We start from the raw sequence: 11,773 nt of genomic DNA, 5'->3' as shown, positions 1-11,773 counted from the left end.
GAGGGGCCCTTAGTCCCGGTGATAGGGATGGCCGGCCAAAATCTGCTCGCAGCGATAAATCTGCTCGGCCAGCATGGCGCGGACCAGCAGGTGCGGCCAGGTGAGGGAGCCGCAGGCGAGCACCAGATCGGCCTGCGCGCGCACGGCGGGGTCGAGCCCGTCGGCCCCCCCGATCAGGAAGCACAGGTCGCTCTTGCCGTCGAGCTGCATGCCGCCGATCCAATCGGCCAGCTTGCGGCTGGTGATGTTCCGGCCCCGTTCGTCCAGCGCGACGATCACGGCACCCTTCGGCACGGCGCCCAGCAGAAGCTCCGCCTCGCGTGCCTTCAGGGCCTCGCCTTCAAGCGGTTTCTTCTCCTCGACCTCCTTCAGGGTCAGCGGCCAGGAGAGACGCTCGCGATAGGTTTCGAAGAGTTGCTGTTCGGGGCCGCGCCGTCCCTTGCCGACGGCGACGATGGCGATACGCACGGCTCAAGACCTCCCGCCCGCGTGGCCGCGGGGCTTCGAAGCGGCATGGGCGCGACGATGCACGCCGCACGCGATCCAGCGCTTGTACCCGGCGCGCGCCGAACGCTCAAGGGGGCTGCTGCCCAGGGGCGATCCCCCGGGACAACCCCCCAGGGACGCCGCCAGGGACGCCCCCCGGGACCGTCAGCCTAAATCCCCGCAGCGCCAACCCCTTGTCCGCCGCGATCCCGGAAGGATGAATCGGTGCCGCGGCGGCGTTGGGTTACGCGTGCAGCGGCTCTTCCCGTTCCAACGGCGCCTGGGCCGTCAGCTCCGGCATGTCCGCCCCCCACATCTTTTCCAGATTGTAGAAGGCGCGGACTTCCGGCCGGAACAGGTGAACCACCACGTCGCCGGCATCGATCAGGACCCAGTCGCCCTGTTCCTGTCCGTCGATCGCGGGGTGCGTCACACCGGCGGCCTTGATCCGCTCCATCAGATGATCGGCCATGGCAGATACCTGCCGGCGCGACGTGCCGGAGGCGATGACCATGTGATCCGCGATGGTGGATTTGCCGGTGAGATCGATGACCGTTACCGCTTGCGCCTTGTCGTCGTCGAGGCTCCGCTCGACGAGCGACTTCAGGGCGTCCGGGGCGAGATTCGGGGGAAGACCGAACTGGTTCTCCGCTCCCGCCTCGACCGTTTGCCCGTGACCGTGCTGCGTAGCTATGGCCCGTCTCTCCTCATGCCGTTACCGCCGACACGCGTTCCATCGACCGATACCGCGTTCGGCCCGCCGCCCGCGCTCATGATCCGGAGAATCCCTCGCGCGCCCGAATGGCCGTCGCGGAGGCCGGGTGTCGGCGAATTGCCAGGAACACCCAGGCGGGCGGCTCGCGGTAAGCCAGCGACGCCGCCTTGCGTTCCGCCAAGCGGGCCGCCGAGAACCGCGTGGCCGCCAACCCGGCCAACGCACGGGAATCATAGGACGGACGGGCGAAAACGGCAATGGGTATGGCCGTGAATATTTTGTGCCAATGCTTCCATCGGTGAATGGTCGCCAAATTATCCGCGCCCATCAGCCAGACGAAGCGAATCCTCGGATACCGTTCACGCAGTCGGACCAAGACATCGGCGGTGTGGGAGAGGCCGATTCGGCTTTCGATATCGCTGACCCTTATGCGGGGATGGCGCGCGACCGACCGGGCGGAGGCCATGCGCTCGGCATGACTTGCCATGCCTTCGCGCGCCTTCAACGGGTTCTGGGGCGAGACCAGCCACCAGACCTGATCGAGGCGCAGGCGCTTCAGCGCCTGTTCGGAGATATAGCGATGCCCGTCATGCGCCGGATTGAAGGACCCGCCGAGCAGCCCGACGGTCAGCCGCCCGCCACTTCCTTTCCGCTCGAACCCGAAATCGCGGGCACGGTCGCGTTCGGCCGGAAAGATATGGGTCGTCCGGTTGCTGCGATGCCTGATCAACGGAGAACCTCGCGCGCGGCCCTCACGGCCGGGTCTGGCCGGTGCCGCGCACGCGGTACTTGAAGCTGCAGAGCTGTTCCGCGCCCACCGGCCCGCGCGCATGCATGCGCCCGGTGGAGATGCCGATCTCAGCCCCCATGCCGAATTCCCCGCCGTCGGCGAACTGGGTCGAGGCATTGTGCATCACGATCGCCGAATCGCATTCGGCGAGGAAGCGGTCGGCCGCCGCCTGATCCTCCGTTACGATGGCTTCCGTATGGTGGGAGCCATAATGGTTCACATGGGCGACCGCCTGATCGATACCGTCCACCACGCGCACGGAGAGGATGGGCGCCAGATATTCGGTGAACCAGTCCTGCTCCACCGCCTCGGCCATGGCGGGGACGATCCGGCGGGCCGCCGCGTCGCCGCGCAGCTCGCACCCCGCCTCGCTCAGCGACGATGCGATCCGGGGCAGCAGCGTCTCCGCCACCGCCTTGTCGATCAGCAGCGTCTCCGCCGCGCCGCAGATGCCGACGCGGCGCATCTTGGCGTTCAGCGCGATGGCCGCCGCCTTTTCCGGGTCGGCGGCCGCGTGGATATAGAGGTGGCAGAGCCCCTCCAGATGGGCGAAGACGGGCATGCGCGCCTCCGTCTGGACGCGCTCGATCAGCGACTTGCCGCCGCGTGGGACGATGACGTCGACATGCTCGCTCAGGCGCAGCAGCGCGCCGACCGCGGCCCGGTCGCGCGTCGGGATCATCTGCACCGCGTCGCGGGACAGGCCGCTTTCCTCCAGCGCGTCGGCGAGGCAGGAGACCAGCGCGGCCGAGCTGTTGAGGCTTTCCGACCCACCGCGCAGGATCGCGGCATTGCCGGATTTGAGGCACAGCGCGCCGGCATCCGCCGTCACGTTCGGCCGGCTCTCATAGATCACGCCGATAACGCCGAGCGGGGTCGCCACCCGCTCGATATGCAGGCCGTTGGGCCGGTCCCATTCCGCCAGCACCCGGCCGACCGGGTCGGGCAGGGCGGCCGTCGCCGCGACGCCGGCGGCGATGCCCTCGATCCGCTCCGGCGTCAGCTTTAGCCGGTCGAGCAACGCGTCGTTCAGCCCCTTGGCCCGGCCGAACTCCATATCCTTCTCGTTCGCCGCGGCGATATCCTCGGCGCGCGCGCGGATCAGCTCCGCCGCGCGGTCCAGCGCCCGGCGCTTGGTCTCCGCCGGGGCGAGCGCCAGCGCCCGCGCCGCCGCGCGGGCGCGCTTGCCGATCTGGCGTACCTCGGTCTCGATCGCCGCCTTGGTGGCGTCGGGCGTCACATCCGCGATATCCGCGATGGCCGCGTCGCTCATATCGAACTCCTCCGTTCCACGCTCGCCGTTACTCTAGGCCCGCGTCCGCCGGGCGGGCAACCGGCGGGGTCCGCTCGTCCGACGCGCCGCGTCCCGGCCGGGCCAGCGCCATGTCGTCCGCGTGGATCAATTCCGAGCGTCCGTCATAGCCGAGGATATCCGCGATCTCCCGCGTCTTGCGCCCCAGGATGCGGATCGCGTCCTCGGCGGCATAGGCGCTGAGGCCCGTGCCCAGGACATGATCGTCGGGCCCCAGCACGCGGACGGGGTCGCCGCGCTCGAAAGTGCCCTCGATGCCGGTGGCGCCGGCGGGCAGCAGGCTCTTCCCCCGGGCGAGGGCGGCGGCCGCGCCCGCATCGACCCGGATGGCGCCGACCGGTTTCAGCGTGCCGGATATCCACCGCTTGCGCGCGGCCAGCGGTTCGGTCGCCGGGCGGAACCATGTCGCGCGCGCCCCCGTCGAGAGTTGGCCGAGCGCATGCATCTCCCGCCCCGCCGCGATGGCCATGGCGCAACCGCCGCCGACCGCGATGCGGGCGGCATCCAGCTTCGTGCGCATGCCGCCGGTGGAAAGGCCGCCGCGCTCGCGCGTCACCATGACGTCGCCGGCCATGGCCGCGATCTCCGGCGTGATCTCCGCGACCTCCGCGATATGGCGGGCATTGGGATCGCGATGCGGATCGGCGCTGTAGAGCCCATCGACGTCGGAGAGCAGGATCAGCAGGTCCGCGCTGACCATCGTCGCGACGCGCGCGGCCAGCCGATCGTTGTCGCCGTATCGGATTTCGGCGGTGGCGACCGTATCGTTCTCGTTGATCACCGGCACGGCGCCGAGGCGGCAGAGTTGCAGGATCGTGTTGCGGGCATTGAGGTGCCGGCGGCGTTCCTCCGTGTCGGCGGGACTCACCAGGATCTGGGCGACGGTGATGTCATGCCGGGCGAGCGCGGTCTGATAGGCATGCGCCAGGCGGATCTGGCCCGTGGCGGCGGCGGCCTGCTTCTCCTCCAGCTTTAGGGAACCGTTGCCCAGGCCCAGATGCCGCCGGCCGACGGCGATCGACCCGGAGGAGACGACCAGCACCTCGCGCCCACCGGCCTTCAGCGCCGCGATGTCGTCGGCCAGCGCGTCGAGCCAATCCTGCCGGATCGCGCCGGTCGCGCCGTCGACCAGCAGCGCGGAGCCGATCTTGACGACGAGGCGTCGCGCCTCGGACAGGGGGATCGCGGGGGTGTCCATCACCGATCCTTCCCTAGCGGCTCACTCGATCGGGGACCAGAGAGGGGCGGGGGCATCGTCAACGGCGCGATCGTCCTCGTCGCCTGCTTCCACCTCGTCCGCCTCCTGCCGGTCTCGCTTTTCCGACGCGCGGAAGACCGCGACGTTGTCGGCCAGCGCGTGCAGGACCGCCGGCATGCCCTCGCCGCTCGCGCCGGAGAGCGCGAGGATCGGGCTGTCGGTCTCCGCGCGCAGGGCCTCCATCTGCTCCGCCACCATTTCGGGGATCGAGGCGTCGATCTTGTTGAGGCCGACGATCTCCGGTTTCTCGGCCAGCCCTTGGCCGTAGGCTTCGAGTTCGGCGCGGATGGTACGATAGGCCTCGACCACGCGCTCGTCCGTGCCGTCGATCAGATGCAGCAGCACGCCGCAGCGTTCGATATGTCCCAGGAACCGGTCGCCCAGGCCGGAGCCCTCATGCGCGCCCTCGATCAACCCCGGAATGTCGGCCAGCACGAACTCCCGGTCGGCGACGCCGACGACGCCCAGTTGAGGGTGCAGCGTGGTGAAGGGATAGTCGGCGATCTTGGGCCGGGCGCGGCTGGCGGCGGAGAGGAAGGTCGACTTGCCCGCATTGGGCAGACCGACGAGGCCCGCGTCCGCGATCAGCTTGAGCCGCAGCCAGATCCACATCTCCTCGCCGGGCCAGCCGGGTTCCGACTTGCGCGGCGCCTGATTGGTGGAGGTCTTGAAGGCGGTGTTGCCGCGCCCGCCATCGCCGCCGCGCGCGATCACCAGGCGTTGCCCCTCCACGGTCATGTCGGCGAGCAGGGTCTCCTTGTCCTCGGCCAGGATCTGCGTGCCGACCGGCACCTTCAGCACCGCCGCGTCGGCCGAGGCGCCGGTGCGGTCCGTGCCCATGCCATGGCCGCCGCGCGAGGCCTTGAAATGCTGGCGATAGCGATAGTCGATCAGGGTATTGAGGCCGCCGACCGCCTCGACCACCACATCGCCGCCGCGTCCGCCATCGCCGCCGTTCGGGCCGCCGAACTCGACATATTTCTCGCGCCGGAAGGAGACGCAGCCCGCGCCGCCGTCGCCGCTCTTGACGAATACCTTGGCTTCGTCGAGGAACTTCATCGATCCATGCCGCCGCGTCCGGCGCGGCGCTCCTTGATCATCGGCCGCAAGGCGGTCGAAAAACGGAAAAAGGGGAACGGCCGGGCCGTTCCCCTTTCCCCTGAAACATCGGTCTCGGGGCCGGCCCTACTCCGCGGCGGCGGCCTCTAGCGGCGAGACGGACACATAGGTACGCTCGCGCGTCTTGCGGAAGGTCACATGGCCCTCGACCAGCGCGAACAGCGTGTGGTCCTTGCCGATGCCGACATTCTCGCCGCGATGGAACTTGGTGCCGCGCTGCCGCACCAGGATGTTGCCGGCCAGCACGCGCTCGCCGCCGAATTTCTTGACGCCGAGACGCCTGCCTTCGGAGTCGCGCCCGTTCCTGGAACTGCCGCCTGCTTTTTTATGCGCCATGACCCGTCTCCTTACTCGTCACCGTCCGCCTTCTTGGCGGCTGCCTTCTTGGCGGCACTTTTCTTCGCGCCCGCCTTGGCGGTGGTCTTCTTCGCGTCGGATTTCGCCGCCGCCTTCTTGGCGGCCGCCTTCTTCGGCGCCTCCGCCTTGGCTTCGGCGGTCTTCGGCGCGGCCTTCTTGGCCGCCGCCTTCTTGCCGGCATGCTTCGGGCCGTCCAACGAAATCTCGATCACCTTCAGCACCGTCTGATGCTGGCGATGACCTTTCTTGCGCCGATAATTCTGGCGGCGCTTCTTCTTGAAGACGATGACCTTGCGGGTGCGTTCCGCAGCCAGGACCTCGGCCTCGACCACCGCGCCGGAAAGCGCCTGCGCACCGACCTTCGGCTCGCCGTCGCCGCCGACCATCAGCACCTCGTCGAGGGCGACGATCTCGCCTTCCTCGACGTCGAGCTTCTCGACCTTGATCACATCGTCCTTGGCGACACGGTACTGCTTGCCGCCGGTCTTCACCACAGCGAACATGGGCTACCTTCCCACTATTCTCACGCGTCCTGCGGCGCCTCCCATCCGGGAGAACTTTCGCGGGTCCCTCCGTCATGGGGGACCCGGTACTCAGGCCTCGAACCGCGCACTAACCACATGCGCCCGAACCGAACGATCCGAGCGCGACCGGCGCGCACTATAGGGATGGACGCGCCCAAGTCAACGTCGGATGTGCGCCCCATATGGGGTGGCGGAGGGCTTCCGAAAAGAAGATCGAACGGCGTGTCACGAAGCTGTCGAGAAGGCTTGCCAGCCCCTCGCGCCTTCGTTAGGTTCCGCCGCGATTTCGGCCGGTCCTGTCGGCGAACGAGAAATCATGACCGCGGAGAGGTGCCGGAGCGGTCGAACGGGGCGGTCTCGAAAACCGTTGTGCGCGCAAGCGTACCGAGGGTTCGAATCCCTCCCTCTCCGCCATTGCCCTGCCGGGCATCCCATTTCCCATTAACGCCTTGAAAGGCAATGCAAATTCCGGGTTTAAAAATCCGGAATTTCGGGTGTACCGGGGGCTGCGCTCGAAAGTCAGTTTCAACAGCAATTTCTTGTGATCCAAGATGCCGTTTTCCAGCAATCACAAGGCGTTGTGAGAAACCGGAGGGGGCGTTTAAAAACCTTCTCGAAAGGCTGTATCGGCTGGCCTTCGGAGACGAGCCGTTCCCGTAGCATCGCCTGTTTGCGTTCCAGCTCCGCAATGCGGGTTTCATGGCGCGCGACCACGCTTGAGCTGGAGGTCTCCACGATCCGATCCAGCAAGGATGCGATCTGCTTCTCGCCTTCCTCCAATCTGGTGCGGATCGAACGACGCATCGCCGCGCCGCGTTCGCGGTACTGACCCCACGCCTTGGCCGTGAGCGTCTTGAAGAGGTCGAGCCTGCCGGACTTGGGTTCGGCACGGCGCAGGATCGCCTCGAATTCCCTTTCGACCAGCAGGTGGTCGGCGGCCTGTCGCAATCGCCGCACAGCACGAAATTCCGCAACGGGAAAATGCTCCGAGAGATCGGCGCGCGTGGGGTGGGGGCCTTCGCGCCTTCCTTGAGGCGTTGCTGGATGCGCTCGAAGGTCTGGAGGAGACCAACGGCTCATCGCGCTTCAATGTCTTGCTCCGCCACCAGCGCGTTAGCTGGGCGCGTCGAGGGTGGGGAACGGCCGATCCGCGATCAGCCGCCCCATTCCCGGGCACCATCGACGAAATAGTCCCAGAGATAGCGGGCGAAGGACCAGCGGATCTGAATGTCGTAGCTGGCGCCGCCATCCGTGTCCGCGTCCGTTTGGGCGAGGAAAATGGCTGCGTGGTGGAAGACCGTGCCCGCGCACTGGCCGGGGCCGAAGGTGCGCGGATGCAGGTCGATCGGGCAGCCCTTCTGCAGCAACCGGCGGGCCTTGGCGCCCTGGACGCGAATCACGGTGTAATAGTCCGATACATCCACGATCGCTGAATGGATACCCTCGAGCGCGGCCTCCAGCTTCGTCTTGAGCGGCCCTTCCGCGCCTTCGGGCACATGGATCAGCCAATTGTCGAAGCCGATCCAATGGACACGGAAGCCGTCATGCTCCACGAAGCGGCAGGGATCGGTCGGAATATCCGTGCCCAGCACCTTGCCGGCCGCCGCCATGAAATCGGCGTTCGACGGATCGCCGCGCAAGGTGAGCTTGCCGACAAAGGGACGTTCCTCGAAGGTGACGGGTCCGCCGGCGGGGCCGAGCAGGCCGGAGAGGGGGGAGCGCGTGCCGGCCGCGTCGAGCGCGCCCGGTTCCGTCGACACCGTGCCCTCGGCCGGCGGGTCGGTGAAGGCGGCGCCCGCCGCGGCCAGGCGCTGGGTCACACCGGGTTCAGCCATTGGTCCGCTTCCCTTCCTTATCGAAGAAGACGGGCTCGGTCAGCGTTACCTTGTGCACCGTCTTGCCGTCCATCATCGGGGCGTGGAGCGTATCGCCGATGCGATCGCGGCCGCCCTTTATCAGGCCGAGCGCGATGGAGCGCCCGACATTCGGGCTCATATAGCTGGAGGTGACATGCCCCTCCATCGCGATCGGCGGCTTGCCCGGCTGGTTCACCAGATGCGCGCCCTCGGGCAGCACCACGTTCGGGTCCTCCGTCATGATGCCGACGAGTTGCTTGCGCCCCTCGCGCGCCGTGTCGGAGCGCGAATGCGATCGCTTGCCGATGAAGTCATCCTTCTTCTTCGACACGATCCAGTTCATGCCCAGATCCATCGGTGTCACCGTGCCGTCGGTATCCTGGCCGACGATAATGAAACCCTTCTCGGCGCGCAGCACATGCATGGTTTCCGTGCCGTATTGGACGAGCCCGTGCTTGCGCCCGCGCTCCAGGATCGTCGTCCAGACGGCGAGGCCATGACGAGCCGGCACATTGACCTCATAGGCCAGATCGCCGGTGAAGCTGATCCGATAGACCCGCGCCGGCGCGCCCGCGACCGTGCCGGTGCGATAGGCAAGGAAGGGGAAATTCGCCGGATCGACGTCGATATCGTCCGTCAGGTCCGCCATCAGCGCCTTGGCGTTCGGCCCGGTGATGGTGCAGACCGCCCATTGTTCCGTGACGGAGGTGCAATAGACCTGCCGTTCCGGCCATTCGGTTTGCAGCCATTCCTCCAGCATGCCCAGGACGCGCGCGGCCCCGCCGGTCGTCGTGGTCATGTGGAAATGGTTCTCGGCCAGCCGCGTCGTGACGCCGTCGTCGATCACCATGCCGTGCTCGTTCAGCATGACGCCGTAGCGCCCCTTGCCGACGGCGAGGGTGTCCCACTTGTTGGTATACATCATGTTCAGGAACCAGGCGGCGTCCGGCCCCTGGATATCGATCTTGCCGAGTGTCGAGGCGTCGAGCAGCCCGCAGGTCTCGCGCGCCTGACGGCATTCGCGCTGCACGGCCTCGTGCATGTCCTCACCGTCCCGGGGGAAGTACCAGGGGCGCTTCCAGTCGCCGACATCCTCGAACACGGCGCCGTTCGCGACATGGGCCGCATGCATCGGCGTCGTGCGCTCCTGAAGGAACAGGTGGCGCCGGTTCTGGCCGCCGATCGCGCCGAAGGTGGTCGGCACATAGGGCGGGCGGAAGGTGGTGGTTCCGACCTCCGGAATCCGGGCGTTGCGGATATCCGCCATCACGGCGAGCGCGTTGACGTTCGACGTCTTGCCCTGATCCGTGCCCATGCCGGTGGTGGTATAGCGCTTCAGATGCTCGACGGAGACATACCCCTCGCGCGCGGCAAGGTGGATATCGGCGGCCGTCACGTCGTTCTGATGGTCATGGAAATGCTTCTTTCCATGACCCAGCGGCACGTCGGAGGGCACGATCCAGACCTGCCGGGCGGGGCCTTCCTCGCTCAGTTCCACCGCCGGGGCCTCGGGCGCGGCGCCTTTGCCGAAGCCCGCCTCATGCGCGGCCGCCGCGCCGGCCTTCAATCCTTCGTCGAGGCAGCCGGCCAGATCGAAGGTGCCATTGCCGGCACCGGCCGAGCGTGTCGGCCATTGGCAATAGCCCGGCACGAAGCATTGCTTCGTATCGTCCCAGCTAAGCTTGCCGCGCGCCTGGCTGTGCAGATGGACGGTCGGGTTCCAGCCGCCGGCCACCGCGATGCAGTCGCAGCCGATCGAGAAAGGCTCGTCCGCCAGGCTCTTCCCATCCTCCGACAGCGGGGCGACGTCGCAGCCGTGCAGCGCCTTCGTCCCCCGCGTGCCGGTAATGCCGCATCCGGCGTGGATCTCGATCCCCTGGGCGCGGGCATGGTCGACCAGCGGTCCCTTCGGGTCGGTGCGCAGGTCGACGATTTCCACCCGCGCACCGGCCGCCTTCGCGTCGAGCGCGGCGGGGTAGGCCGAATCATTGCCGGTGAAGACCACGATCTCCCGGCCCGGCAGCACGCCGTACCGGTTGATATAGGTGCGCGCGGCGCTCGCCAGCATGACGCCGGGGCGGTCGTTGTCGGCGAAGAGAAGCGGGCGCTCGATCGCGCCCTGGGCCAGGATCGTCTGCTTCGCGCGCACCTTCCAGAAGCGTTGGCGCGGCACGGAGTCGTCCGCCCGAGGACCCATGTGATCCGTCACGCGTTCCGTCAGCGTGAGGAAATTATGGTCGTAATAGGCACTGACCGTCGTGCGCGGCAGCAGCGTCACCTCCGGCATCGCGGTCAGTTCCGCGACCGTCTCGGCGATCCAATCGGCGGCGGGCTTGCCCGCGATCTCGACCGTGTCGGCCAGCAGGCTTCCGCCGAACTCCGCCCCTTCGTCGGCGAGGATGACGCGCGCGCCCGTTCGACCCGCGGCCAGCGCGGCCGAGAGTCCCGCCGGCCCGCCACCCGCGATCAGCACGTCGCAATGCGCGAAATGCTGGGCATAGCTGTCGGGGTCGATCTCCTCAGGGGATTCGCCCATGCCGGCGGCGCGGCGGATGATCTTCTCGTAAAGCGGCTCCCACAGGGCAGCCGGCCACATGAAGGTCTTGTAATAGAAGCCGGCCGGGAAGAAGCGCGAAAGTTTCGCGTTGAGCGCGCCGACGTCGAACTCGACCGACGGCCAGCAGTTCTGCGCGTTGGCCGTCAGCCCGTCATAGAGCTCGGCCATCGTGGCGCGCGTGTTGGGTTCGGTCCGCGCGCCTTCCTCCAATTGGACGACGGCGTTCGGCTCCTCCGACCCGGCGGTCATGATGCCGCGCGGACGGTGGTACTTGAAGGACCGTCCGACCAGCCGGACGCCGTTCGCCAGCAGCGCGGAGGCGAGCGTGTCGCCCTGATAGCCCTGATAGGACCGCCCGTTCCAGGTGAAGCGGATCGGCTTCGACCGGTCGATCCGGCCCTTGCCCTCGATGCGATAGGATTGGCTCATTTCTCGTTCCCGTCCGGGGCCGCCGTCTTTTGGGTGGCCGCCTGATACTGCGCGCGCGTGGTGGCGCCGTCCCAATCCTCGGGCACGGCGGGCTTCTCCTCGCCGATCTTGTAGACGTCCCAGAAGATGTCGGTCACCGTGTGCCGCACCGCGTTGAACCACTTGCCGCAGCCGTGGCTGTGCACCCAGCGTTCATAGTGCACGCCCTTCGGGTTCGTGCGGGTATAGATGTAGGCGCCCCATTCCTCGTCGCTCAGTTCGGCCGTGTTCTCCGGCCGGGCGATATGGGCCTCGCCGCCGGCGGTGAATTCGATCTGCTCGCGCTCCCCGCACCAGGGGCATTTGATCGTCAGCATCGCGGATATGTCCT

At 67.6% G+C, this 11,773-nt stretch carries 12 protein-coding genes and 1 tRNA gene; 1 reads left to right on the top strand and 12 read right to left on the bottom strand.

The features are described 5' to 3' along the window. Positions 1-9 precede the first annotated feature (9 nt). The 8 genes from rlmH to rplU all read right to left on the bottom strand — a co-directional run bounded on the left by rlmH (position 10) and on the right by rplU (position 6,540). Positions 10-468, bottom strand: coding sequence for a 23S rRNA (pseudouridine(1915)-N(3))-methyltransferase RlmH (gene rlmH, locus KAJ83_RS12360; protein WP_210682378.1), 459 nt, complete (start codon positions 466-468; stop codon positions 10-12). 262 nt (positions 469-730) lie between these two features. After that, entirely contained in the window at positions 731-1,093 is a 363-nt protein-coding gene (gene rsfS, locus KAJ83_RS12355; RefSeq protein ID WP_210682505.1) for a ribosome silencing factor, read from the bottom strand. A 163-nt stretch (positions 1,094-1,256) separates the two neighbouring features. Beyond that, positions 1,257-1,931 carry a nicotinate-nucleotide adenylyltransferase gene (locus tag KAJ83_RS12350; RefSeq protein ID WP_343221996.1) on the bottom strand — a complete coding sequence of 225 codons (675 nt, stop codon included), beginning with the start codon at positions 1,929-1,931 and terminating at the stop codon, positions 1,257-1,259. Between the two features lie 22 nt (positions 1,932-1,953). Continuing rightward, the gene (locus tag KAJ83_RS12345; RefSeq protein WP_210682376.1) at positions 1,954-3,264 is read right to left on the bottom strand and encodes a glutamate-5-semialdehyde dehydrogenase; all 1,311 of its coding nucleotides are present in this window, start codon (positions 3,262-3,264) and stop codon (positions 1,954-1,956) included. Positions 3,265-3,292: 28 nt separating this feature from the next. Further along, on the bottom strand, positions 3,293-4,501 hold the full coding sequence (proB, locus tag KAJ83_RS12340) for a glutamate 5-kinase (RefSeq protein WP_210682504.1): 1,209 nt from the start codon (positions 4,499-4,501) through the stop codon (positions 3,293-3,295). 21 nt (positions 4,502-4,522) lie between these two features. Continuing rightward, a complete protein-coding gene (gene obgE / locus KAJ83_RS12335; RefSeq protein ID WP_210682375.1) occupies positions 4,523-5,620 on the bottom strand; it encodes a GTPase ObgE in 1,098 nt (365 codons plus the stop codon). A 126-nt stretch (positions 5,621-5,746) separates the two neighbouring features. Then, positions 5,747-6,016, bottom strand: a complete 270-nt coding sequence (rpmA, locus tag KAJ83_RS12330) for a 50S ribosomal protein L27 (protein ID WP_210682374.1) — start codon at positions 6,014-6,016, stop codon at positions 5,747-5,749. An 11-nt stretch (positions 6,017-6,027) separates the two neighbouring features. Further along, positions 6,028-6,540, bottom strand: coding sequence for a 50S ribosomal protein L21 (gene rplU, locus KAJ83_RS19750; RefSeq protein ID WP_210682373.1), 513 nt, complete (start codon positions 6,538-6,540; stop codon positions 6,028-6,030). Between the two features lie 345 nt (positions 6,541-6,885). On the opposite strand from rplU, the gene KAJ83_RS12320 reads away from it, so the two are divergent. Continuing rightward, positions 6,886-6,975 (top strand) — tRNA-Ser (locus KAJ83_RS12320). 111 nt (positions 6,976-7,086) lie between these two features. Here KAJ83_RS12320 and KAJ83_RS12315 read toward each other — a convergent pair. From KAJ83_RS12315 to KAJ83_RS12300, 4 genes are all read right to left on the bottom strand, one after another. Further along, on the bottom strand, positions 7,087-7,641 hold the full coding sequence (locus KAJ83_RS12315) for a hypothetical protein (protein WP_210682372.1): 555 nt from the start codon (positions 7,639-7,641) through the stop codon (positions 7,087-7,089). Positions 7,642-7,715: 74 nt separating this feature from the next. Next, positions 7,716-8,396 (bottom strand): sarcosine oxidase subunit gamma, encoded by a 681-nt coding sequence (locus tag KAJ83_RS12310; protein WP_210682371.1) that lies wholly within the window; start codon positions 8,394-8,396, stop codon positions 7,716-7,718. Next, positions 8,389-11,403, bottom strand: coding sequence for a sarcosine oxidase subunit alpha family protein (locus KAJ83_RS12305; protein WP_210682370.1), 3,015 nt, complete (start codon positions 11,401-11,403; stop codon positions 8,389-8,391). Before KAJ83_RS12305 ends, KAJ83_RS12310 begins: the two co-directional genes overlap by 8 nt. Beyond that, positions 11,400-11,759 carry a sarcosine oxidase subunit delta gene (locus KAJ83_RS12300; protein WP_210682369.1) on the bottom strand — a complete coding sequence of 120 codons (360 nt, stop codon included), beginning with the start codon at positions 11,757-11,759 and terminating at the stop codon, positions 11,400-11,402. The genes KAJ83_RS12305 and KAJ83_RS12300 overlap by 4 nt, the downstream gene beginning before the upstream one ends. Positions 11,760-11,773 lie beyond the last annotated feature (14 nt).

The sequence above is a fragment of the Marivibrio halodurans genome (assembly GCF_017963645.1).
GTDB classification, from domain to species: domain Bacteria; phylum Pseudomonadota; class Alphaproteobacteria; order UBA8366; family Aestuariispiraceae; genus Marivibrio; species Marivibrio halodurans.
Note: the sequence above shows the minus strand (reverse complement) of the source record. Positions and strands in the feature narration are given on the sequence as shown.

Excerpts from the sequence above, each read along its gene's own strand:
- KAJ83_RS12345 (WP_210682376.1), bottom strand. The coding sequence starts at position 3,264 with ATGAGCGACGCGGCCATCGCGGATATCGCGGATGTGACGCCCGACGCC.
- KAJ83_RS12310 (WP_210682371.1), bottom strand. The coding sequence starts at position 8,396 with ATGGCTGAACCCGGTGTGACCCAGCGCCTGGCCGCGGCGGGCGCCGCC.
- KAJ83_RS12315 (WP_210682372.1), bottom strand. The coding sequence starts at position 7,641 with ATGAGCCGTTGGTCTCCTCCAGACCTTCGAGCGCATCCAGCAACGCCT.
- proB (WP_210682504.1), bottom strand. The coding sequence starts at position 4,501 with ATGGACACCCCCGCGATCCCCCTGTCCGAGGCGCGACGCCTCGTCGTC.
- KAJ83_RS12300 (WP_210682369.1), bottom strand. The coding sequence starts at position 11,759 with ATGCTGACGATCAAATGCCCCTGGTGCGGGGAGCGCGAGCAGATCGAA.
- obgE (WP_210682375.1), bottom strand. The coding sequence starts at position 5,620 with ATGAAGTTCCTCGACGAAGCCAAGGTATTCGTCAAGAGCGGCGACGGC.
- rpmA (WP_210682374.1), bottom strand. The coding sequence starts at position 6,016 with ATGGCGCATAAAAAAGCAGGCGGCAGTTCCAGGAACGGGCGCGACTCC.
- rplU (WP_210682373.1), bottom strand. The coding sequence starts at position 6,540 with ATGTTCGCTGTGGTGAAGACCGGCGGCAAGCAGTACCGTGTCGCCAAG.
- KAJ83_RS12305 (WP_210682370.1), bottom strand. The coding sequence starts at position 11,403 with ATGAGCCAATCCTATCGCATCGAGGGCAAGGGCCGGATCGACCGGTCG.